Raw genomic sequence first — 26,110 nt, 5'->3', positions numbered from 1 at the left:
TGATACCGCATGTGATAATGCAAGTAAAACTGGCTTTAACTATTTTTTGGTAATGTTTTAGTTGGTTTTTACTTATCGTGTAAAAAAGCTAAACATTCCGCGTTATTGCCACGAAAAACTACTCTATCGGCTTTTAGTCCTAATTGATATTGATACATAGGATCATAGTATTCGCTGAGCAACGGTTTTAACCAATCCAAGTGATACTGCTGTTGACCATTTTGTTGCTGCGTTAACGCTGCAATCTGTATTTCTTTTAATTGACCGTAACGCTCTGTACCAAGGCGTTTTCGTACTTTGAATAAGCCATGTTCCAAATACTCGCTAAAGGCAATAAAACCTTGTTCAACACCATAAGCAGCTTGATATTGTGCGGTCATTTTTATGATGTATTCTTGATATATATGTTCAAGTCGATAGTCTAAGCTTTCTTCAATAACGACTACTGGCGCTAACGTCATGGCATTTCGTAAACTTTCAGGTAAATGAACACTACCTATTAACCTACCTTCATCTTCTAAGACTAACCTTTGATCTAAAGAGAAGTTACCCCTAATATATTGTTCAGCCAGCTTATTTTCGAAATTTATTTGATTTGCTTGCGGTGTAACGAAGCCACCAAAACTTGAGCCTCGATGTCCTGCTGCGCCTTCTAAATCGAGGCTGTTAACACAATGGGTCAGAAAAGGCGTTTTTCCACTACCAGTGTTACCGGCTAAAATAGTTAAGGGATGTAACGCTAATTGTTCAATTTCGTTCAGTAAAAACTGACGAAGTGCTTTATATCCCCCTGTAATAAGTGGATAGTTAATACCTGACTCTTTTAACCAGCGCTGCACTGTTTGTGAACGTAAACCACCGCGAAAACAATATAAATAACCTTGTGGGTTTTCCCGTGCAAAGCTTTGCCATTGTGCCACTCGATTTGCTTTACTTTGTCCTGAAACTAGCGCGTTACCCAATGTGATGGCGGCTTCTTGTCCATTCTTTTTATAACAAATCCCAACTTCTTCTCGTTCATCATTGTTCATTAACGGGTAATTAATGGACTGGCTAAAGGCACCTTTTTCAAACTCAATCGGTGCGCGTACATCCATTAAAGGCAGTTTATTACGAATAATAGCTCGAAAATCGCTGCTGTCAGAACGCTCTGTTGTTGAGGTGTTTTTGTTACTTACTGTCATTACAATAAGCTCACAGTTGGCGCAGTTTTCACTGCCGCCACGAGTTCGCCAATAGGTTGTAGGTTAAGACCATTTTCTTGGCATAACGTTTCAAAAGCTTCTTTACCTTGTGGTTTCACTGCCACAAGTAGACCACCACTGGTTTGAGGGTCACACAAAAGTATTTTTTGTTTAGGGCTTAGCGGTCCGACGTGTTCGCCATAACTGATGAAGTTTCGCTCACAGCCACCTGGTACACAGCCTTGGTCAATGTAATCATTGACAAAATCAAGACGAGGTACTTGGTCAAAATCAATAACGGCAGCAACCCCACTGCCCTGACACATTTCTAAAAGGTGTCCTAATAGTGCAAAACCGGTTACATCAGTCATAGCAGTAACTACTTCGAGTTCTGCAAACTTCTGTCCAATAACATTTAAAGTCTTCATTGCTTGTGGCGCGAGTTGCGCATGCTCAGGTAACAATTTTCCTTGTTTTTCAGCCGTGGTCATAATGCCAATACCTAATGGCTTAGTTAAATAAAGTAGATCGCCAACCTCTGCGGTATTATTTCGCTTAATGTGCGCATTATTAATTAAGCCAGTGACCGCTAAACCAAAGATAGGCTCTGGCGCATCAATGGAATGACCGCCCGCTAATGGGATACCCGCTTCAGCACAGATAGCTCTAGCACCATCAAGCACTTGTTGAGCGATTTCTGGTGCTAAAAGATTGACTGGCCAGCCCAAAATAGCTATTGCCATTATCGGTTTTCCGCCCATGGCATAAATATCGCTGATGGCATTACAGGCAGCGATTTTACCAAAGTCAGTTGGGTCATCAACAATGGGCATGAAAAAATCAGTGGTTGAAATCACGCCTTGATCATTACCAATATCAAAAACGGCCGCATCGTCTTTAGTGCTATTACCCACTAAAAGTGCGTCATTCACTGGTAAAGCAAGTGATGACTTTAGCATCACATCAAGTACCGATGGAGAAATTTTACAGCCACAGCCTGCGCCGTGTGAGTATTGGGTCAAGCGAATTGATGTCATGGTGATTCGTATAAGAGAGTAAGCAAGTGACTAATTTACAGCAATATCTCCCCTGTTACACCTGTCGATTAATATATAATTGTTGGTGTTAGCGTAAAACTGAAAAATAAGAACCTTATCTTAGCTGATCCCGCGACCAATCAAGTTGCATATTTCAAAGTGCGTAAGCAATTTCAATTTGAGGCACTTTGATGAAAGAGTAGTATTTAAGGAGAATATACTCAGGATAATTGCTCATGCATTACCTAAGAAGCGACATCCATGTAGCGTCTTTATAAGTCACAGCAGGCAGAAGGTTATTGCTCCCCCTGCTTCGATGAATTTAAAAACCACCGTATAAATAAAGTGCTAATGGTATGAATAAAATTGATAGTACTGTACTTAAAAAGACAGATAAACTCGCTTTCTCGGGTTTAGCATTTAATAAGACAGCCAGTGATACGGTATTGCCTGCAAGTGGAACGATTGAAAACAGAATCAGTACCTTGTATAAATCTTCGTTAAGTAATTGAATAAATGTTTTATCTAGGTAAATAAGCGCCAAAATTGAAGCCGGCCAAAAAATGAATTTGATGATAAAAGATATTTTGATAAATTTATAATCCAAATCTTCACTTTTATTAAAACCATGAAGCCCCATCCCCAACATCATCATTCCTAGAATGCCATAGGAGCTCTTGAATTGATCAGAGTAAAACGTCAACTCTTCTGGAAGCTTTATTCCCATGATGTTCAATGTAATTCCTACAATAAATGCATGCAGAATTGGCAGTTTAATTATCTTAACAAGACTTTGTTTGGCGGTGAAATTTCCTTTTGCCGTTACATAAAATCCTGTGGTATTTTCATATAAAAGAGAAGCTAACACAGTAAAAATATATATATTCGCTAAATCAGTATCAAAAAAGATCAAAGCAAGCGGTATTCCAAAGTAACCAGTATTTCCCGTTCCACTTGAAAAAGCTAAAATATTCCCCGTAGGGTCATTCCAATTCTTTCCAAAAATGAACAAAGTGGCGAAAGCAATGATGGAACCAAAGACATATAAAAAAATGGGCAAAAATGCGACACTTGCATTTATTTCTACACTCATCGTTGCAGACAATACAACAATAGGTCCTATGATATAAATAAGAAGAGCAGCAACACTGTGTCTTTGAACATCCAAATATTTTGTAGCAAAAAAACCTAAACCAACATTTATGTATAGTGGGAAAATTTTGATTAACAGTATTAAGAATATATTCACATTACTCTTCAGATCGCAGATTTAAAAATAAAAAACAATAACACAGACTAGATATATCTTTATCGCATATTCTTAAATTAGTTTGTCTTATAAATTTTTTTCTTACCTATTACCGAGTTGCTTTTGGTTCTAAAAATGTTCATCTCCAATTCTTATTGATACTAACTCAACACTCTCTTTTATTACTCATTAGTAGTGTGTTTGAATACAACCTTTCAAAAAGCCTAATCTTGCTCATGAAGGTAACTAGCATTATTAACCACTCCAATGCAGGTCGGTTATTTCGACCACTGCAAAGAGTATTGGTTAATTGATGGCAATAAATGCGCAATAGACATTACATATTTAGCTTTTAATCGACCAAGAGCCGCGGCTTCTTTTTTAAGAGCAACTAATCCACCCGTTGGATCATAAATGGCATTTGTCTGATAATAGAATGTTGATAAAGCTCCTTGTAAATAAAGTGCTGCTGGTCTGACACTTTCATTACGAATGTGCATTAACTCTCGTACTAAGTTATCAACCATTAACTTACTCAGACTTGATATAGGCCGCTCTGACAGTGCGAGTATTGAATTAATCAATACAACTCTATCACTTGCAATATCAGGGAACGTATTAGCACTCATCCTTGACGCAGCTTGACCAAATAATCCTTGCTTCAATAATTTATCGATCTCATCAAGTGTCGTATCGTGATTAAACTTAAAGTTACCAGAAACTAAGGCACTATCAATCCGTTTAGCAACGTCCATAAAATCAGAAGATGAGTCACAATACCCCGCATCAAGCCACTGTGTTCGCGCTAATAAATAAGTGAACTCATCATGAGTGGTTGTTTCCATCCAACAGTCATCTAATTTAACGGGGATAATAACAGCAGGTGAATTTTGTGCTAAAACCACTTCTTTAGCTACTTCACTAGAGCCGACAATATTATTTGCTTTATCCCCAATTGAGTTAGCGCTTGTCATTAGTACAAAAACATCAATATCTTTTAATGCGTTAGCGATGTCCTTTGCGTAATATCCTCCGGGCAATATAGCATCTTGATCAAACCAAACATCATAAGAAAGTTGCTCTAAAGACTCTTTCAATAGCTTTACCGCAGGTCTATCAGATGAGCTATAGCTGATAAATACTTTGCTCATTAACTTTCCTTCTTGTGTTGCTGTAATTGATTACGGATATTTTTAATTGCTTCATCAGCTTTATTACTTGTTTGACTAGAATCTAATTCAAATAAGCTTGTTTTCGCTTCAGCTATACGACCATCAACAACTCTTAATTCATCTTCTTTTTCTTCATCAGATAAGTCGTCATCTGCTTTAATGCTTATACGTTCATCTTCTAATTTTTTCATCAACATTTCAGGGCTGATTGTTTCAACATCTTTAGTTTGTTGGTGTATTTTTGACAAACTTTCTTCATTTAGAATAGTTAAACGAATCTTCTCTCCACTAGCAACTGATAAAACAATTTCGGTCGCTGAAATGTCTTTACTTTTATCTTCCCAAAAGTCATCACGATCCACTTCTTTTTTCGCAATATTGGTAACGTCTTTGTAGTAGAAAGCATTTGCTTCCTTACCAACCGCTTTATTAGTTATAAAGTCATAGTAAGTAGTGAACACATCAATTTTATCTTTTGTTAAGAAAGTGTATTGAATAAATTGCACGGCACTGACTAGCGTACCGCCTTTTACCGGCCAAAATGAATATTCATTTTCAAAAACAAGTTTACTCGCAACTTGTGCTCGTCTTTCTTTATCTTGAATTAAACTAAATGTCGGTAAAATAATGGGCTCTTGATCTTTGTAGATAATATCGTCTTTATCTAATCCGCATTCATTCATCGCTAATTCTTGTATTTTACCACTGATCAATTCATCGATATGAGCTTGGATGAATTGTCCTTGATAAAGGTCTCTACTACCTTCTTGTAATACAGGGATCTGACTTGTTAATTTTTTCCTATAGTTCTTAATGTTATCAATTAGTTGATAATATCCCGGTAAAAGCACATTTAGCACGGCTAAATTGTTGTTTTCACGGTTAGCATTTTTATTATGCTTTCGTGATTTAGACCAAAAGAACAACCAAAAAATAGACAATAAAGCCGCAGGTATATAGACAAGCATGTGTGGGGTTTTTCGAGCAATACTCAATAAATCTCTGTTATCTGACACCATAGATTCGAGTAAGTCTGGTTGTTGTAATAAAAACCAGCCAGCTCCTGCAGCAGCCGATACCAAAACAAAGAAAATCCAACGCATTATACTAAAAGTACCTCTTTTTGAAATATAGCGAGTTTCTCTTTCCTTACTATCTTCAATCAATGTTAAGAGTGTTTTTTCTTTCGTACGAGCGGTTTTGATCACAGATTTTAGTGCTGTTTTGATTTTTTCAAATATTGGTCGACTAAAAAAATTCCAAACTTTCTGCTCAGTGGAATTATGGTCAAATTCTAACGATTGTTTTTCTAATTCATAGTGTGCGCAAAATAAACTTTTTTTCGAGGCGAGTAAATTTCTAGCATGTTGAAAGTAGCTAACATTCGGATTTTTAATTATAAATTGTTCAGTTTCTCGAAGTCCTTTTGCTAATTGATCAAATAAATCAACAACCTCTTTATTGTTTTGATGTTCACTTTGTAAAGTGCCGTTTTCATCAAATAATGAAATGATCGAATCACTTCTCTTAATTAACAGTTGCTTCGATTCAAGTTCACAATATGCTCCGAACACAGGAAATGAGAAAGAAAAGGCTTTAATTAATTTTCCTTCTTCTGTCCATAAACTTGGCTTAGTATTTTCTGTCCAGATTAACCAGTTGCCCGATGATAGGTGATGAGCCGATTGCAGTTGCTTTTTTTGTCCTTCAAGCTGAACTAGTCGTTCACCTGAAAATTTCCAAATACTCACAGCGTTAGTTTCTTGGATTGCCACTATATCGTGATAGAGAAAAAACTTAACTTGTTCTAATGATTCAAGTGAGGTTTCTATTTCACTAAGCATTTTCCCGTTTTTAGTATTCCAAAAGCGAAGAAAACCATCAGTACTGGCTGATACTAAGTTCCCGTCATCAAGTTCAATCAAGCCAAGAACGCGTTCGTCATGGCCTGTTAATGTTTTCAGGTGAGGTCCCTGATTTAATGAGATTTGTAAGCTATTTTCCAATCCTATACTCACAAAACATCCTTCATTTTTAGGATGCTTTAGCGGTAGGACACCAATAATCGAATCAAGGTGGCGAGTATACGTTTTTTGTTCATCTTCATCGTCACAGTAAATAGTAAAGCTTGAATCTACACCCCACTCTAATCTATATTTATTATCTAAACGTTCTTCCCTTACAGTCTCTTTAGCAATTTCATCATCAGTCAGTGTTTGATAAAAGCTTACTTTTTCTGTTGTCATAATTAGTTTCCCTTACTGCTTAAATACAAATTCTTATCTTTCTTTCAAGTCGCTAGCCATTTCTGAACGTGTCCAAGTGACGTGTTCAAATACCGCTTCTTTCGCTAACTCAAGTAACATTTTTTTACTGCTTCTGTCTGGCGTTTCTTCAAACAGTGCTGTGGCACGCTCATATAAAGTTTTTAGACTGCTATAACCTAAGGTAGTTGACTCATAGCCAGCAATTTCACTCCATAACACTACGATACCCGCTAGCATCAATCCATATTGCACTATGTACATTAGTGCGCCGTTAAATGAACTGAATAAATCAAAACCAACAACATAGAACGCACTCAAATTTATCAATAAAACAAGACCAAACACCACTGCAGTATAAAAACTAAAGGATGCGATTTTACTGCATAAATGAGCTGCGTAACGTGGCCGTTTATATAATAAATCACTGACTGAATTGGCAGATAAAACAAGTCGACTATCTAAAAATTTTACTTGTTCATCTAGCCAAATATTTTTAATAGACTCGGGACTGCTTTGATAGTTTTTGTCCCACCACTGGATTTCTGTAAGTTGAATAACATGATTTAACAAGGGTAAATTTTCACGATAACGCCTTGGAATTAATGGCTCTGCTGTCGGTTCTACATCAGCGATATTTAGAAACTCTCTAATGCGGACCGTTTCGGCAACGCCCCTAGCTAGTTGATATTGCCATTTGTGATCATTTTTTTTCACATATTTAATAAGTAACCAACTACCTAAAATAGCGAGTAAAACGACAAAAAGTATATACACACTACTCAGTTCGTTAATGTAGTTACCCGCAAGCTCATAAGCAATAAAACCAGGAGTGATGATGGTAAAAAATGCTTTAACTATATTCCTATATTTAGATTGATTAGCAATAGCAATGGCGTCAGCCTTTTCAAATATTGCATTAGTACTACTCAGTCCATCACTTTGAATACTTGATTCAATAGGATGATTTTGCGCTATTTGATTATAAAACGTCATTTCATCGAGCATTAACTGAAACTCATGCACTATCAGGTCATTTAGTATATTTTTACCCTTCGTTTTTCCTACTGAAGAATAAAGTTTGCCAATGCCAATTTCTATTGACGTAAACTCGGTTAATTCCGTGATTTTCGGGGAGTCGGTATTTCGAGACACAAGGATATGATGCACAATACCGCTAACTTGACCGTCAAAATCAGAGGCTGGCAATAGATTTTTATCAACAATAATATTTTCTGGCCAAGAAGGTGTATTACCAAGTTTGTATTGCACTGCATCTGCACTACCACCAGCACCTTTACTTTCGTGTCCATCCCATAAAGCCAATAAAACATTGCAGTATTTAGCAACAAAAAGACTTTGATTCAAATATAAAGCGTTACGTAACGCGCCAAATTCATTGTCATTAATTGCAGTTTCAAACTCTATAGACGATAGAGGATTTTTTAGTTCAAAAAGCTTATTATCACTGTTTGTTATACGCTCAATTATGTTGGTATAGGTCGATAGCGCGTCTACATTAACAAAATCTTTTCTAAACGCTGATTCTGGCATTGGCAAACAGGCAAGTAATAGTATATTTTCGCCTTCTCTTTGCAGTGCTAATACGATTTCTGCAACAAGTAAATCGGCACCTTCAGCTAAACCCGTTAATAACCAAAACGGAGTATTTGGTCCTATTTTTTTTTGCCAAAAAGAAAGTGCCTGTCTAATTTGATCTTTAAGTGCTTCTGGTGAGTTTTCAGTAGATGTGAATAAATCACGATGCCCAGTGATACCTAAAATAAATGGAATATTACCCGTACAGTCCGTTTGCATATAAAAAACTTAATTCTTTGTTATTAATAAATAAAATCCTAAAAACACTTATAACATACTTGATTTTATTTTCCAATAAATGAATATATCACTGTTGATTATTATGATTTACATGTGGAATTAGACTAATTAAATCATTAATCGTTTTAATGATTAGCGATTGCATATGAGTAAAGGAGTTTTTTAGAAACATATACCTATTACCAATCAAGATACATATTTCAGAGTGGATAAGCTATTTCGATTCAAGGCACTGTGACTCATCGTCGGGACTCATACATTATAAGTCACAGTAACTATGAAGTGATGCGGTTCAAGCGCTTATTCGATAGCCTTAAAATAACGTTGAACTGTAGTAGAGGCATAAAACCACTACCACATTCTGTAAGTTAATTATTACGCGATAAGCAAATTATTTAAAATGGCTTATCTATACGACAAACTTGGCTGCCAAGCTTTCAAGCGCGTTAGCAATCTCTACTTGCTCACTCGCTGCCAGAGAGACATCTTGTGCTCCTGATGTTATTTCAGAAGACTTTTTATCTATGTCATTAACATTTTTATTGATATCTTCCGTGACACTGACTTGTTCTTCTGCCGCGGTAGCAATTTGCTCTATCATTAGATTGATATCCGATACGGCCGTTACGATACTTGTCAGTGATAATTCAATTTGATGAGCACCGTCAATACTTTCATCGGCACGTTTTTGGGTGCCAGCCACCATGGTATTTGCATTGCTCGCTTCACTTTGCAATTGATTGATAATTTCTTCAATTTCAATAGTGGAATCTTGAGTACGTTGGGCTAAGGTTCTAACTTCATCCGCAACTACGGCAAAGCCTCGCCCTTGCTCGCCTGCTCTTGCTGCTTCTATTGCGGCATTTAGGGCAAGTAAGTTAGTTTGGTCCGCGATACCTTTTATAACATCAATAACATTTGATATGTTTGACGTTGTTGAGTGCAATCCTGAGATGAGCGTGCCTATTTCAGACACTTCTGTCGCTAAATTATTGATTGCTTCTAATGAGTTCCCTACAACAGTCTGGCTCTCTATCGCTTGAGTATTTACTTGATGTGTTGATGACATAGCCTCATTGGCATTACGAGAGACTTCTTGTACTGTTGCTGACATTTCCTCTATTGCAGTAGCCACTTGCGCGGTTTCATCACGCTGTAGTTGTAAACTATCTACGTTATTATTCACAATGACAGATGATTGTTGTGCCGATGCAGCGAGAGAAATGCTACTACTTTTTATTTCAGTGATAGCATGAGAAAATGTGCTAAGTGTTTTATTTAACCCTTTGGCAATATTACCCAACTCATCCGTGCTAAAAACACCTGCCTGTACCGTTAAATCATTATTTTCAGTTACTTTTTCCATCGTTACTGAAATCTCATTCAATTGCTTAATTAAATTTGTCAAAATAACGTAGACAATAAAAATCGTCATAATGAACGTTATAATAATAATAATCAAATCAATACTGACTCCTCTACTTGCTTCATGAAGCAGTTTATCTATGTCAGTAATGAACTCATCAGCAACGAGGTTCTCAATATCTTTTAGTAAATTAATTCTTCCTGTTGCGCTTTTAAACCATGCACTCGCATCAACATTGAAAGGGCCAGCTTGACCAACAGATAATGCTGTAACTCTCATTCTATTGACTTCAACTACAGCATTATTATTTAAGCTGTTTTGATAAGCGCTTATGATTTTCGATGATGCTTTAGCGCTGAATTGCTCTAAATAACTATCTTGTAAGGCAACTAGGCTGTTAAATTTTTGAAAGGCAGACTGTGTGAACTTATCCTTTGCAAAACCACCACTAGCAACTGCTCGCTCTATACCCGCCCGCTCTTTAGCTTCTAAAAGAACATAATAGGCAATGTCGTTACTGACGGTTTCTGTTGGACTAATTGTTGAAAAGAACTCTGCTAAGCTAAGCATCTCATGGTTTTGAGTTGTGTAGTAACCAATAGCATCACTGAGTGATATTGACAGTCCATCAGTACGAGATCTAATCCCCTCTAGTTTTAATAATCCACTTTTAATCGTTAAGACAATATTATTTACTTTGTCGTTATCTGAAGAGAAAACTTTTAACTTTTCATTTAAGAGTGTGTGAGTTTTATTGGTTAGTTTGCGTTGTTCTTTTAACTCGTAAGAAAATTTTTCACCTTTACTGCCTAGATAAACAGCAGTGGCGCCACGCTCTTTTTGTAACTCATGAACAAGAGCGTTATTAGCAACCGTTAGCGTAATCAAGTCATGAATCTCTTCAAGCTGCCCTTGCTTCGAGGTTAAGGTATTTAAATTGTTCAAACTAAAATACAGTGTTGCTAAAAGGGGTATCAACACAAGTAAAATTAATTTTTGTTTAAACACTAAATTATTAAGTAAATTCATATTGAGCCTTATTAAGATTTTGACAAAAATTTAAACAACAAAGAAATAAGCGATCCATTCTCACCCTTCAATGGTTAAAATATTCTCGACATTTAACCTATTAATTATTGTTGATTTCTATTATAGACATTTTCGCTGAAAGGTACTGATTCATTAGATAAAACTTTAGTCTAAGCCTATCCATCGAAACTTGAGATAGAGTACTGAACGATACCGAGCATTATCTTTTCTATTGTAATACATTGATAAAAACACTTAATAAAAAAGTCCCACCGTGATGAACATGGCAGGACTTTTATAGGGTGCTAGTTTAAAATATAGCAGTAGTAACTAATTGTTTAAGGTAAGTAGCTTTTACCCATTAGGTAACTGTCTACTTCACGCGCACAACGACGACCTTCATCAATTGCCCAAACAATCAAGCTTTGACCACGGCGACCATCACCAGCAGCGAATACGCCTTGCTTGCTGGTAGCAAACTTATCGTATTCTGCAGCTATGTTAGAGCGATTATCTTGCTCAAGACCAAACTGCTCGACTAACCCACCTTCAGGGCCCATAAAGCCCATTGCGATAAGTACGATATCGGCTGGAATAGCTTTTTCACTGCCAGCAACTTCCTGCGGGAACATTTGACCTTTCTCGTTTTGTTCCCAAGTAATATCAACGGTATGAACCGCCTTAACATTACCTTGCTCGTCACTTTCAATTTTCTTAGTCATTACTAAATATTGACGTGGATCTTGACCTTGAATTTCAATCGCTTCTTTTTGACCGTAATCAACCAACAAACGTTTTGGCCATTGTGGCCATGGATTGCTATTTTCTTCACGTTTTTCTGGTGGACGCGGCATGATTTCTAGTTGTATCGCATTTGTACACTGATGACGTAATGAAGTACCAATACAATCAGTACCGGTATCACCGCCACCAATAACGACCACATTTTTGCCTTGGGCATTAATGAACTGGCCATCTTTATGCTCACTATCAAGTAAACTTTTAGTATTCGCTTTCAAGAAATCCATAGCAAAATGAACACCGTTAAGTTCACGGCCTTCAACAGGTAAATCACGTGGCACCGTTGCGCCAATACATAACACTATCGCATCAAAGTCGCTTTCAAGCTGTTCAACACTAACGTCTTTACCTACTTCGGTATTCGTTACAAAGACAATGCCTTCTTCCGCTAGAATATCAACGCGACGTTGTACTAACTCCTTTTGCAGCTTCATATTAGGAATACCGTACATTAACAAACCACCAATACGATCGGCACGTTCATAGACAGTAACCATATGGCCTGCTTTATTAAGCTGTGCTGCGGCAGCAAGGCCAGCAGGACCTGAGCCAATAACAGCAACATTTTTACCGGTACGTGCTGATGGTGGCTGAGCGACTACCCAACCTTCTTTAAAGGCATGGTCAATAATTTCTTTTTCATGTAGCTTAATAGCTACTGGATCAGCATTGATACCTAATACACATGCGCCTTCACAAGGTGCTGGACATACACGACCCGTAAACTCAGGGAAGTTATTGGTTTTATGCAATAACTCTATGGCATCTTTCCAACGGCCTCGGTAAATCAAGTCATTCCATTCAGGAATAACATTGTTAACCGGACAACCCGCAACGGCAGGTGCAAACTCTGATTTTGCCGATTGGCAAAATGGTACGCCACAGTCCATACAGCGAGAAGCTTGTTTCTCTACAGCTTTTAGTGGTATTTCTTCATAGACTTCAAGCCAATCAGTTAAACGTTCTCCAGCTTTGCGTTCAGTTGGCAAGGCACGACCTACGTTGATAAATCCTGTTGGATTTCCCATAATATATTCTCCTTGTCAGCTTAAGCTTTTGCGCTAGCTAGTTTGTTTAAATGGATATCGAAAGCTTTAACCGCAATGTCATATTCTGATTCGAAATCTCCGCTATTACGCACGTCATTCATGTAACCTTGCATGCGTTTGTAATCAACCGGCATAACTTTAACAAAGCGCTTAACATTGTTGTCCCAATCACTCAGTAAGTCACTGGCAACATCTGAGCCTGTTGCATCAAAATGCTCAGTAATCAGTGCTTTCAATTCAAGGTTTTCAGCATCAGTGTCAACCGTTTCTAGTGAAACCATTTCCATGTTGCATTTAGCAGCAAAGTCATTGTTGTCATCAAGTACATAAGCAACACCGCCCGACATACCCGCAGCAAAGTTTCGACCTGTTGCGCCTAAGATTACGGCTTTACCACCAGTCATGTATTCACAACCGTGATCACCAACACCTTCAACAACTGCTGTTACACCTGAGTTACGAACACAGAAACGTTCGCCAGCAATACCACGTATAAAGGCAGTTCCTGATGTTCCACCAAAGAATGCAACGTTACCAATAAGAATATTTTCACTAGCTGAGAACTTCGCTTGTTTACTTGGATATACCACAAGGTTTGCACCAGATAATCCTTTACCAAAGTAATCATTAGCATCGCCTTCAAGTTCAAAGCGTAAACCTTTAGCTGAGAAACAACCAAAACTTTGACCTGCAGAGCCGTTAAACTTAACTTTGATAGTGTTTTCTGGTAATCCTTCAGCTTGATACTTCTTAGAGATTTCATTAGAAATCATGGCACCAACTGTTCTATCAGTATTGATAACATCATATTCCAATTCAACACTTTGCTGCGAATCAAGCGCAGCTTTTGCATCTACCATCATCTTGCGATCAATAATATCGTCAATTAAATGCTTCTGATTGATTGATTGATAAAGCGTTTCGTTCTCATGACACGCTTCTTTGTGCAATAACGGCGTTAAATCAAGCCCTTGGTATTTCCAATGGTCAACATCTTTAAGTTGCTTAAGACATTGAGTCTGACCAACCATTTCTTCAATGCTTCTAAAGCCTAGCTCAGCCATGATTTCACGTAAACCTTCAGCCATCATGGTAAAGAAGTTAACTAGAATATCAGCACGACCGGTAAAGCGATCACGTAACTCTTTATCTTGAGTAGCGATACCCACTGGACACGTATTTAAATGACACTTACGCATCATGATACAACCTTCAACTACTAACGCAGTGGTTGCCATACCATATTCTTCTGCACCAAGTAATGTGGCAATCGCTAAATCGCGTGGTGTTTTAAGCTGACCATCAGTTTGTACGGTAATACGGCTACGTAAATGATTACGTACCAAGGTCTGATGGGTTTCAGCCAAACCAAGTTCCCACGGTAAGCCCGTATGCTTAATTGAGCTCAATGGTGAAGCACCTGTGCCGCCATCGTGACCTGCAATCAGTACTACATCAGCATACGCTTTAGCAACACCTGACGCGATCGTACCTACACCGGCTTCTGACACTAATTTAACGTTAATACGAGCTTCACGGTTAGCATTTTTAAGATCAAAAATAAGCTGTGATAAATCTTCAATAGAATAAATATCATGATGTGGCGGTGGTGAAATCAAACCAACACCCGGCGTTGAGCCACGTGTTTTACCAATCCAAGCATCAACTTTGTCGCCAGGTAACTGACCACCCTCGCCTGGTTTAGCGCCCTGCGCCATTTTAATTTGTAATTCGTCTGCATTAGCTAAGTAATGACTGGTAACACCAAAACGACCAGAAGCAACTTGCTTAATGCGCGAGTTCATCGAATCGCCATTTTCTAACGGTGTGAAACGAATAGGATCTTCACCACCTTCACCGCTGTTGCTCTTACCGCCAATACGGTTCATTGCAATGGCTAAGGTAGTATGTGCTTCCCATGAAATTGAGCCAAATGACATTGCACCAGAAGCGAAACGTTTGAAAATATTTGCAATAGGTTCAACTTCACTGATGTCAATTGCAGGACGATCGCTACTCAGTTCAAGTAAGCCACGTAAGGTAAAGGCTTCTTTACTTTGATCATCAACTGTTTTTGCATACTGCTTAAACTGGTTAGTATTGTTACTTGCTGTGGAATGTTGCAATAAACGAATAACTGTTGGGCTAAATAGATGACGTTCGCCATCATTACGCCACGAATATTCACCACCGGTTGGTAATAAGTTCTCAACCGCAATACGACTCGCGTCAGGGAAACCTTCACGATGACGTAAAAGTGCTTCTTGAGCGATTTGATCAAGGCTTAAACCTTGGATTCGACTAACCGTACCCGTAAAGTACTCATCGATTACATCAGAGTTAATACCCAATGCTTCAAAAACTTGCGCACCTAAATAAGACTGTAGTGTTGAAATACCCATTTTAGAGAAGGTTTTCAATAAACCACTACCTACTGCTGCTGTGTACTTAGCAACAATTTCTTCGTCAGTTAACTTGCTGTCAAGTACGCCTTCATCACGTAAGCCATACATACTCTCTAGTGCTAAGTAAGGATTTACCGCTGCTGCGCCATAACCAATAACCGTAGCAAAATGATGCGTTTCACGGATGTCGCCTGATTCTAAAATAATATCAGCACCAGAACGTAATTTTTCGCGAATCAAATAATGATGAACGGCTGCTGTTGCTAATACTGATGGAATAGCAACATGGTCACTATCAACTTCACGATCACTTAAAATTAGGATTTCATAACCATCTTCAACGGCACTTTTTGCGTTATAACATACGCGATCAAGCGCTTTTTTAAGTGCGCCAGGTTCACCGCTCGCTTTAAAGGTTATAGCAATGGTTTTTGATTGCAGATGATTATTATCAATATACTGTAACTTGCGTAATTGATCGATTGTTAATACCGGCTGTTCAATTTCAACTTTGTGGCAATGCTCTGGTGTTTCATCCAGTAAGTTAAACGACTTACCGATATAACCACGCAATGACATCACTAACTCTTCACGAATCGGATCGATTGGTGGGTTAGTTACTTGAGCAAATAATTGCTTAAAGTAATGAGACAATTGTTGCGGACGACTAGACAATACCGCTAATGGCGTATCTGTACCCATAGCGCCTAATGGCTCTTTTGATGTACCTACCATGCCCGCAAGCACTAAGTTAAGATCTTCACTCGTATAACCAAAGGCTTTTTGCATTTTACGCAATTCTGCCAGTGGCGGTTGGGCAATAGATGCTATTGGAACTGGTAATTTATCTAATTCAACTTTGTTATCTGCTAACCACTTACCGTAAGGCTGAGCTGAGCTGACTTGCTGTTTTACTTCTTCGTCACTAATGATGCGACCTTGCTTTAAATCAGCAATAAATATTTTACCTGGCTGCAAACGACCTTTTTCAACAACAGTTGACTGATCAACACATAAAGTGCCTGTTTCAGAGCCCATCACCAAAGTACCGTCTTCAGTTAACAAGTAACGTGAAGGACGTAAACCGTTACGATCAAGGGTCGCGCCGATAACATTACCATCACTAAACGATAACGAAGCTGGACCATCCCACGGTTCCATAATACAAGCATAATACTCATAAAATGCGTGTTTAGTTGGATCCATATCAGTTTGTGTTTGCCATGCTTCTGGCACCATCATCATCATAACTTGGGCTAGTGAACGTCCACTTAGCACCAATAACTCAATCGCCATATCAAGATTGGCAGAATCAGAGTTATCGTTATTACAAATCGGCGTTAACATTTTCAATTCAGCATCGCTAAAATTTACTGAACTAAATAATGCTTCACGAGCATTCATCCAGTTAATGTTACCGCGAACCGTGTTGATTTCACCATTATGGGCGATATAACGAAACGGTTGAGCACGACGCCAAGCTGGGAAAGTATTTGTTGAGAAGCGAGAATGGAACATCGCCATACCAGAGATAGTTCGTTCGTCTTGAAGATCAAGATAATATTGACGAACTTGCTGCGTGGTAAACTGCCCTTTATAAACAATCTTAGTTGACGACATTGACGTAACATAAAACTCATCACGTTCTGTGATACCGCTAGCATTAATTTTATGCGAAGTATATTTACGCAGAACAAATAACTTACGTTCAAACTCTTGTGCAGTTAATGCTGCTGGTTTGGCAATAAATACTTGTTCGATGTTCGGTTCGCTATCAAATGAAGCGGCACCTAACATAGAATTATCACCTGGGACATCACGGTAACCTAGTAAGGTTAAGCCCAGCTCAATAATATTTTGATTTAAAGTGTCTCTGCACGCTTCGCTTTGCGCTTTATCGCGCGGAAAGAAAATCATGCCAACGCCGTAGTTTCCAGCTTCAGGCAAGCTAAAACCTAATTTTTCGGTTTCTTGGCTTAAAAAATCGTGAGGGATTTGAATAAGAATACCGGCACCGTCACCACTTTTGACGTCAAAACCAGTACCACCACGATGTTCCATACAGCTCAACATGGTGAGTGCATTTTCAATAATATCGTGAGTTTTTTTACCCTTTAGGTTGGCGACAAAACCAATACCACAACTATCATGTTCAAACTCGGCGCGATAAAGGCCTTGGGATTTTTTGCTCATATCATTCATTGCTTATTCCTATTTCATCAAACTATTTCTATTAGCTTTTGTTGCTTTTTAATTAAGCCGCTTGCTAATTAAGCTATATATTCTTTATGTTCAAAATGTGCGCAACTGATCCTTCAGAATATTACTTAGAATTTCTTGAACATCGAACGCCAGACTTCTGCTGAGTCTTTATGAGACGAACGCAATTGTGAAAGTCATTATTAATTGCGGCCGGCAAAATTACCCGCAAAATGGTTCTGAGTCAATCATTTTATGAATATATATACGACATATTTGAATATATACAACAATAAAAAGGATTTAAAACAATTGAAAACTATTACTATTTCTTCTAATTAGTAGCTATATTTAGTTTTGTATTCACACGATTACACTTGATTGTTTGAATAAAACGCCAAAAACACTGAATAAACAACAAAAACACCGCCAACTGTAAAATAAAAGAAACACTAACTATGCTAGGCTTAGAGTCACAATCTCAATTCTACCCCGATATATTATCTACGAATAAAGTAGTACTAAGTCCGTTAAGTTACTTACCGCTGCGATAGAGTGAAAATACAGAAAATAAAGGCATCAACCGAAGAGAATAGTTATTCAAATAATATCTAATCAGGATAATTACCTCTGCATAATCTAACAAAGTTACTCTCTATAGCATTAGCATGCTCTAAGAAGCTAAATCCGCCTTCAAAATGACTTCAGAATCCCATTAGTGCAATTACTCTTCTGAGTCTGATTAGAGTATTAATTAGAGCGTATTACGCAATAATCATTAAATTAAATTTAATTAGCATAATTTTTAATCAAATTGAGTTTGAGAACTTGCTACTTCCTACCTTAATCTTGCTTAGCATTTATATCAGCTTCAGATTTGCTAACGCAGACAGGAAATATCAGTCCTTTCTATAAAGATTGGGCAGCTTAATATTAAATCTAATCGCTAATGCACGTAGAATGAAAGCAATAAAAAAACCACCAATCAAATCATAATTAGGAGGTAGACTTAAGGTATTCAGCCAAAGGTACATAACTGAACCAGCCACAGTTGTGGTGATATAAAGTTCTTCATTCATCAGTGTAAGGTTGCTACCACTGAGTACATCACGTGCGATACCACCAAAGCTAGCTGTCATTACTCCCATACAGATGGCGATCAAGGGGGAGGTACCAAACTCTAACGCAATCTCAGTTCCAACCACTGCAAACAATGCAATACCGACCGCATCCATCCAAATCAGTGCGCGCGTTATAGAAGCCAATTTTGGTGCGATAAAGTAGGTTATTGCTGTCGAAACCAGACAGACGACGATCCATACCGGCTCTCGCACCCAGAATACGGGCACATTACCCAGCAGCAAATCGCGAAGCGTACCGCCACCGAGACCTGTGGCCGTTCCAATTAGCATAAAACCAAGAATATCCATTTTCTGACGTGCGGCATCGAGTCCCCCCGATATTGCAAAGACTGCCACTGCAGACAATCCCATGATATTCACTACATCGGTAATTTCAAATGACATTGCAGCACTCTCATAACTTTCATTTTAATCAGACTTTACCCAATCCTCTTATTCTCTTCAATCGCAAAATATAAAACCAACAGATAAATATTACTCTATCAACTTGCAGTTTCATTAAATCACACGCTCTTATTAATCACAGAAAAAATTTAAAAAAGAAGGCATTAATGACCAAAAAAAACGGGTCATCAGATCTAAATAAAGATTTGATGACCCAAAGAACACAGGTATTATACCAAGTTGATTAAGTTCTTTCCCACTCAGCGAGAATTAAAAGGCTTAGAGGCAAGACATTGATTGAAGAGAATGGTTATTCCCTTGTCAAAATCAATAACGCAGCATGTAAGCCTTTACCTTTTATTAGATACTCGCCCTTTGGGAGCTTGTTCTATGCCCATTAACATCGTTAAATTTATTTGATTTAGAATGACTAGACCTAAACAAATTTGCCTTGTTATTGAACATTTAACATAGCTCTGAGTTGGGAAGAAATTTAATCAAATTGTATTACTCAATACCCATCAACAAACGAGGTAAAAATAATGCCAAATCAGGTACGAAGGTAACTAAAACCACCATAGGTAAGTGACCAAAGCACAGTAATTTAACCGTCGGCACAATATACTTATTGAGCGGTAGTTTTGCGACACCTCCTGCCATATAGAGCATCGGGGCACAGGGGGGAGAAACATTACCTAAGCCGAGGTTTACCCCAACAATAGCGGCAAAATGAATAGGATGAATGCCAAGAGCCTGTACTACCGGCAAGAAAATAATCGCCGCTAAAACACCTCCAGAAATATCATCAACTATCATACCGATAAGCAATAATAAGAGGTTAATCACCAAAAGGATGACTAGCTTGTTATCAGATAGCATTAATAACGCTTCGGCAAGTTGCTTAGGCACCTGTTCTAAAATCATTGCCCTGCTCATAATAAACAAGAAGAAAAGTACGGCCATAATTGAACCCGTCATAATGACAGCACGAACAGTGGCACTACCTAACGTTTTAAAGGTTAAACCCTTGTAGACGAATAAACTTACTGGGATTGCATAAATAACAGCAATTGCCGCCGCTTCTGTTGGCGTAGCAATACCCGTATAAATAGCACCTAATATAATAACAGGCATCAACAATGCCCAAAATGCATTATAGCCAGAAGTAACTACGCCTCGCGCTGCTTGAACAAAAGGAAGCGCAGGTTCGACTTTTATTAAGGTGTTATTACGTAAAAACCAAAAGTTTAAGCAACAGTATATTACCGTTAACATAATGCCAGGAATAATGGTTGATAGAAAAGCTGCACCGACAGACAATCCGCCAGTGATTGAAAAAATAATCATTGGAATACTTGGCGGTATTAACAGTGCAAGTACAGATGAACAAGCAACTAAAGCCGTCGCGTGCCCTTCTGGATAGCCTTCTTCTTTCATCCGCGGGATCATAATCTGGCCGATTGCCGCAATGGCAGCCGAAGAACTACCAGAAATAGCACCAAACAGTGCACAGGTTAAAACAGTTACTGCACCTAAACCGCCTTTAAGACGACCAACAATTGAATTAACAAAATCAAGCAATCGGTTTGAAATTCCACCTTCAGCCATTAAAATCCCAGCTAAAATAAACAAGGGTAATGCTAACAGGGCAAAACCACCGCTGGTATTAAATCCATGAATAACCAAAAATGAAATATCATTGCCAGTAGCAAAAGTAAACATTATCGCGCCGATGCCAAATGCAAATGCTACCGGAAGTTCAGCTAATAACAAGAGAACTATGACCAGCATAGATATGAGAAAAATAACCATAATATGCTAATCCTTTCCGTTGTTTGATGATTGAGGTGTAGTGGCTTGCTTTTGGGCTTTGGCGGCTAACATAGCCCGATAGTCTGTTACTGTTTGCAGCAGAAAGTAAAATATCATCATCGAAAAACCAAAGATCATACTGCCACTCCATAATCCTTTAGGCCATTGCAAATAGAGACTCATTCGTCCTTTTTCAATGACAAATAATCCGTATTTAGTCGCATAATAGCCAAAAACACAGGCGGCAATGGTACAAATAATAGAAACAATAAAGCGGATCATTTCAATTTTAAACGGGTCACTGACAACGAGGCTGACGATGCCACCGTGAATGTGTGCTCGCTCTTTAGTCGCATAGCCCATACCGAGAAAATAGACCCATACTGCTAACAAAATTGCCGCTTCTTCTATTCCCGCAAAAGGAGATTCGAGCACATAACGCATGATGACTTGAGTGAACATTAATATGGCGAGTCCGAGACCACTAAAGATCATGGCCGCTTTGAGGCAGAAATCTAGCAGATATTCAAACTGTTGTAGCGTAGTTTTTTTTGTTTTACCTGTTAAATCAACTTGTTGAAGAAGACTGTCAGATTTTAACGTAGTGGTTTTCATAAAAATATATCCTTGATTTTGTAAATTTTAGGCTCAGGTCACTTACTTACTGACTTGAGCCCAGATCACACCTAATTAAGGAATTACTAAATACCAGCTATCTCACGCATCATTTTCATGATGTCGCTTCCAACTTTTTTCTCCATGTATGGCCATTCTTTTGCGTACAAAATACTTTTAGCTTTAGCACGATCCTCATCTGATAACTCAATAACCTTAATACCACTTTCGCGCACTTTGTCTAAAAACCCGTTATCAATCGTTTCTGCTTCCTGCCATGCCCATTTAAGCGTTTCATCAGCAGCCGTTTGCATTTTCTTTCTCTCGGCAGCCGGAAGATCTTCCCACCAATCCTTATTAACTAACCAGAAAGCGTGCTCAAAATAATCACGGGTTAAAATGTAAGCTTCGAGCACATCACGCATTTGATAAATTTCAACGGCAGGACCAAATGCACGACCATCTACAGTACCTAACTGCAGTGCGGTGTAGAGTTCGGAATATGGCATAGGGACAGCAGAAAACCCCCAGTTTTTAAAACGCTCAATAGCCAATGGCGATGGAATCACCCGCATTTTGATCCCTTTTGCATCTTCGGGAAAGCTGGTCGGAATTTTATCAACACCTTTACGGATGGTTATAGAACCAAAACCTGTTGGGATAGTACCTAACGCCACTAGATCCATTTCGGCAAAAATCTTATTGTAAACATCAAGCATCGGCCCACCAGGACCATAAACTTTGCGTGCGCTTGCCCAGTCATCAACCACATAACCCAGCCAAGTCAGATCGAGTCGACCATCAAATTCAGACGCACCATAAGTAATAGTCATGGGAATAACACCCATCATTGCTTGTTCAAACTGTGAGGTCCAATCGCCTAAATCACCACCTGGATGATAATCGGCTTTATAAGAAGAGCCTTTATCATTAAGTTGCTCCATGAACTTCTCAGAAGTGTGGTGAAAAATATGTTCGGTGTTATAAGCTTGGGCAAAAATAAACTTACTATCTGCTACAGCAGTATTAATTACAGATACACTTAACACAGCAGCAAGTGTACAAGCACTAATAAGTTTATTTTTGGTAATCATTGTTGTAATTTTTTTTGTCTTCAACATTTTGAATCCTCTGTTTTAGGTTTTATATGCCTTATTTCAGAATAATTTTTATTCCGATAATAGGCGAGGTCGAGATCAGTCTGCCTCGTTTTAAAGTTAAAATAAATCTTATATATCTTAACTAAAGTTAATTATTTGCTTACCTAAAAAGCACATACACCTGCAACGCGAAAAACATTAATCAGTCCCCCTTGAAAGCGCTTTGATTAACCTAAAATCACCTGACTTATCACTGAAGGAGCCGTACTTAAAATTTTTCATGTGGGAGAGCTAAACACTGATGTTGAGTTAGCTGTTTTCAAATGGATTAGTGAAGTAGCCTGATGACGAGATCTACTGAGGTGATATGGCATGGTTCTGCTTTTGACACCAATACGTGCACTTTTAGCGGACGAATTTATTCCAGTCTGAACTTGGGTGTTAAAGGGATTTTTATTCATCTTTTCGCCATGCCAACCAATGTTAATTGGTATGACATCCTCGCTAATCAGATGGAAGAATTAACGATATCACTACACACTAAGCTTAAAGTCATAGCGATATTATCAATAACTTTTAGTATTTTTCAGCTTAATTTAAAGAGAGTTTATTTCTTTGTTTTCTTAAGGAGTAGCTCCATAAAGCTATCTAAAATAATGTTTGAACGGGCACTTTTTCGGGTAACAACCGAATAATAGCTTTCAATGCGAAATTTATCAGGTTTTATCGCTCTGAGCTTACCATCAGCCACCCATTGCCTGGCAAAGTGTTCGGGCAAATATCCAATATAGCGTCCGGTAAGAATTAAAAAAAGCAGACCTTCACGGTCCGTAGCGCTGGCCGTACTATTGAGCTTTTGCAACAAATGCCTAATTTCAGGTGTCTGTTGATAAGATAGTACCACGGCGTCACTTTTAGAGATTATCGTATTGGTAAGTTGCTTATCCTCGAGAGGAAAGTATGGGTGGTCTTTACTGCAATATAGAAACGATTCCTCCTGATATAGTTGATGATAATTGAGGCCTGAAAGGGGGCGAAGTTCAGGAACCACACCGACATGCAACCGGCCGTCAAGAACATCGATCTCAATCTTATCCGGCGGCATCATCCTAAGATTTATTTGTATTTCAGGTCCTAAATCTTTTAATTCCATCAAGGCATTGGTAAGTTTCATATGCTTGATGGTAACCAAATTATCGGTAATACCTATATTAAGTTCGCCTTTCAGTTGCTCATTAATACCATTGACCTGGGTTCGAAATGATTCTAATGCACTAAGCAACTCAATTACAGACTGATAAACCTCTGCGCCTTCTTCCGTTAAAGAAAAACCGGTACGACCACGTTGACAGAGTTTTAGATTAAATCGTTTCTCCAGATCTGAGATAGCAATACTAATCGCAGGACGGCTAATATTTAATTCCACTTCAGCTGCTGAAAATCCACCACAATCAACCACTGTTTTGAATATACGTAACATCCGCAGATCAATATTACTGACTTGTCCTGTGAAACTTCGTTTTTTTAATGTCATAGCTCTCCAATAGGTAAACAAATGTTTAACTTAGGTTAATTATGTTTGAATTTATTTACGTTAGCCGTTGCGCAAGTATAAGTCAATATCGACACTATGGAAGCAAATAATGAGTGTATGACATCGGGCTATCACCTTAACGTGATTATCCACAGTCGATATTAGATCGTAGTAATAAAGCTATTTGTAGCTGCTCAATTACTGAGAGTTATAAAGCAACAGAGATATAAGTATCAATAAAAATAGCACGTAACTTACTAAGTTTCGCACTTAAAAAATAACTATAACAATATGAAAACGGGGATCACTATGAATAATTTTAACTTTAAAACATCACTACTTACTTTAGCTATTCTGTTACCAACATCTGCAGCCTATGCAGAAACTTCAAAAGAAAGCTTAAAAAAACAGCTAACAGAAATCCAGACTCGTTTGGCGCAATTAGAAGAATCTAAAAAACCAGCAGCAGATACAAGTGAAACATCTATTAATTTTTATGGCTCTTTACGTCCAACTTTTGGTGTAACGAGCAGTGATACTGAGGATAGCTGGGATGTTGGTGATGCATTATCACGTATAGGCATCGCAGCAGAGCATAAATTAAGTAATGGTATGACGGGGTTTGCAAAAGGTGAGTTTAAAGTTCAAATTCAAGGTGATGCGCACTTTGGCGATGCACGTAAAGCGTATGTAGGAATAAAAGGGAATTTTGGCAGTATTGCGATAGGTAAACAAGATACCACTCAATTCGCCATCATTGCCGGTCCAGTTGACATTTTCAACCGTTCAGCATCACCACTAGCTTATGATGATGTTAGCCCATTTCGTCAACAAGAGATGGTTAGCTACAGAAAGAGCTTTGGTAACTTAGATTTTCGCATTGAAGGTCAATTCAAAGGTGAAAGCGATCTTGAAGGTAGTGACTTAGTTAACGGTGGCGTTAAATATACTGGTGAAAGCTTTACTTTAGCTGCTGCTTACCTAACCAAAGATCTTACTGGAACTGACGAAAACACAGTGGGTTTCTCAGCGTCAAAATCATTCGGTAACTGGTACGTTGCTGCAGCTTATCAAGACGTTGATCGCGGTGGTAATAGTCAAGATATCAATACCATTGATTTAGTTGGCGCCTACCGTATTAATGATAGCTACAAGCTTAAAGCCGGCTACTCTCTATTTTCTGACGATTTAATGCCTACCGATAGTAATGAAGTTACTCGCTTTAATACCACATTAGAATGGCAAGGAAGTCCAGATTATCGTTTATTTGTTGAGTTTCAAAATAACAATTTTGAAGATGATAACGCGAAAGATAATAATCAGCTAATCGTTGGTATGCGCTACAACTTTGATTATAACTTTTAACTTATTTTGTAACTACTCAGCCTGAATAAAGTTATTTCAAGACTCAAAAGGATCGAGTTATTTGATCCTTTTAAGGCACTGTATCATCGCGGTATGGATGATACAGCGCCTCAAACTCTCAGTCTTAAAAATGCTCAAAGTTTCAAACCCACATTCAGTTACTGACTATAACTTTTGACAATAAGGTGATTTTACTTCGGTGACAATCGGCTTTACATATGATTTCAAAATCGACTGGATTGGCTAATACGCATAATGATGAAAGCTTGCTTAACGTCAGAGTCACCCTTGTAAGGTAACCTTTTACTTAACTAAAGTTCAATAATTATAAATTTACTAATCTTACGGATTATAGATAATAAGAAAATCTTAAGTCTATAAGACTCATATAATGAGGTGAAATATGAACAACCAAACAAAACATGGTATCACTCAGTCACAACTTGATGCGCACTGGATGGCATTTACCGGCAACCGTGAGTTTAAAAAAGACCCGCGCATCATCGTTTCTGCCGAGGGAAATTACTACACCGATGCCGACGGTCGAAGAATCTTTGATGGTTT

Annotated in this window: 15 protein-coding genes; 1 reads left to right on the top strand and 14 read right to left on the bottom strand. The window is 38.2% G+C overall.

Annotated features, from left to right (window positions below):
* Positions 1-68: 68 nt before the first annotated feature.
* The 14 genes from mnmH to ESZ36_RS13935 form a co-directional block, all read right to left on the bottom strand.
* Positions 69-1,184, bottom strand: coding sequence for a tRNA 2-selenouridine(34) synthase MnmH (gene mnmH / locus ESZ36_RS14000; RefSeq protein ID WP_146789044.1), 1,116 nt, complete (start codon positions 1,182-1,184; stop codon positions 69-71).
* Entirely contained in the window at positions 1,184-2,221 is a 1,038-nt protein-coding gene (selD, locus tag ESZ36_RS13995) for a selenide, water dikinase SelD (RefSeq protein ID WP_146789042.1), read from the bottom strand. Before selD ends, mnmH begins: the two co-directional genes overlap by 1 nt.
* A 322-nt stretch (positions 2,222-2,543) precedes the next feature.
* Positions 2,544-3,470: an AEC family transporter gene (locus ESZ36_RS13990; RefSeq protein WP_146789040.1), complete on the bottom strand. Its 927-nt coding sequence runs from the start codon at positions 3,468-3,470 to the stop codon at positions 2,544-2,546.
* Between the two features lie 278 nt (positions 3,471-3,748).
* The gene (locus ESZ36_RS13985) at positions 3,749-4,621 is read right to left on the bottom strand and encodes a toll/interleukin-1 receptor domain-containing protein (protein ID WP_146789038.1); all 873 of its coding nucleotides are present in this window, start codon (positions 4,619-4,621) and stop codon (positions 3,749-3,751) included.
* On the bottom strand, positions 4,621-6,888 hold the full coding sequence (locus ESZ36_RS13980; RefSeq protein ID WP_146789036.1) for a WD40 repeat domain-containing protein: 2,268 nt from the start codon (positions 6,886-6,888) through the stop codon (positions 4,621-4,623). The genes ESZ36_RS13985 and ESZ36_RS13980 overlap by 1 nt, the downstream gene beginning before the upstream one ends.
* Before the next feature lie 33 nt (positions 6,889-6,921).
* The gene (locus tag ESZ36_RS13975) at positions 6,922-8,724 is read right to left on the bottom strand and encodes a hypothetical protein (protein ID WP_146789034.1); all 1,803 of its coding nucleotides are present in this window, start codon (positions 8,722-8,724) and stop codon (positions 6,922-6,924) included.
* Positions 8,725-9,154: 430 nt separating this feature from the next.
* Positions 9,155-11,140 (bottom strand): methyl-accepting chemotaxis protein, encoded by a 1,986-nt coding sequence (locus ESZ36_RS13970; RefSeq protein WP_146789032.1) that lies wholly within the window; start codon positions 11,138-11,140, stop codon positions 9,155-9,157.
* 338 nt (positions 11,141-11,478) lie between these two features.
* Positions 11,479-12,969: a glutamate synthase subunit beta gene (locus ESZ36_RS13965; RefSeq protein ID WP_146789030.1), complete on the bottom strand. Its 1,491-nt coding sequence runs from the start codon at positions 12,967-12,969 to the stop codon at positions 11,479-11,481.
* A gap of 20 nt (positions 12,970-12,989) precedes the next feature.
* Positions 12,990-17,597 (bottom strand): glutamate synthase large subunit, encoded by a 4,608-nt coding sequence (gltB, locus tag ESZ36_RS13960; protein ID WP_146789028.1) that lies wholly within the window; start codon positions 17,595-17,597, stop codon positions 12,990-12,992.
* Positions 17,598-18,493: 896 nt separating this feature from the next.
* The gene (locus ESZ36_RS13955; RefSeq protein WP_146789026.1) at positions 18,494-19,120 is read right to left on the bottom strand and encodes a trimeric intracellular cation channel family protein; all 627 of its coding nucleotides are present in this window, start codon (positions 19,118-19,120) and stop codon (positions 18,494-18,496) included.
* Between the two features lie 507 nt (positions 19,121-19,627).
* Positions 19,628-20,932 carry a TRAP transporter large permease gene (locus ESZ36_RS13950; protein WP_146789024.1) on the bottom strand — a complete coding sequence of 435 codons (1,305 nt, stop codon included), beginning with the start codon at positions 20,930-20,932 and terminating at the stop codon, positions 19,628-19,630.
* Between the two features lie 6 nt (positions 20,933-20,938).
* Positions 20,939-21,547: a TRAP transporter small permease gene (locus ESZ36_RS13945; protein ID WP_146789022.1), complete on the bottom strand. Its 609-nt coding sequence runs from the start codon at positions 21,545-21,547 to the stop codon at positions 20,939-20,941.
* A gap of 86 nt (positions 21,548-21,633) precedes the next feature.
* Positions 21,634-22,668 carry a TRAP transporter substrate-binding protein DctP gene (gene dctP, locus ESZ36_RS13940; RefSeq protein ID WP_211357791.1) on the bottom strand — a complete coding sequence of 345 codons (1,035 nt, stop codon included), beginning with the start codon at positions 22,666-22,668 and terminating at the stop codon, positions 21,634-21,636.
* Between the two features lie 586 nt (positions 22,669-23,254).
* Positions 23,255-24,181: a LysR family transcriptional regulator gene (locus ESZ36_RS13935; protein ID WP_146789020.1), complete on the bottom strand. Its 927-nt coding sequence runs from the start codon at positions 24,179-24,181 to the stop codon at positions 23,255-23,257.
* Positions 24,182-24,490: 309 nt separating this feature from the next.
* On the opposite strand from ESZ36_RS13935, the gene ESZ36_RS13930 reads away from it, so the two are divergent.
* Positions 24,491-25,546, top strand: a complete 1,056-nt coding sequence (locus ESZ36_RS13930) for a porin (RefSeq protein WP_146789018.1) — start codon at positions 24,491-24,493, stop codon at positions 25,544-25,546.
* Positions 25,547-26,110 lie beyond the last annotated feature (564 nt).

The sequence above is a fragment of the Colwellia demingiae genome, from assembly GCF_007954275.1.
GTDB lineage: Bacteria > Pseudomonadota > Gammaproteobacteria > Enterobacterales > Alteromonadaceae > Colwellia > Colwellia demingiae.
Note: the sequence above shows the minus strand (reverse complement) of the source record. Positions and strands in the feature narration are given on the sequence as shown.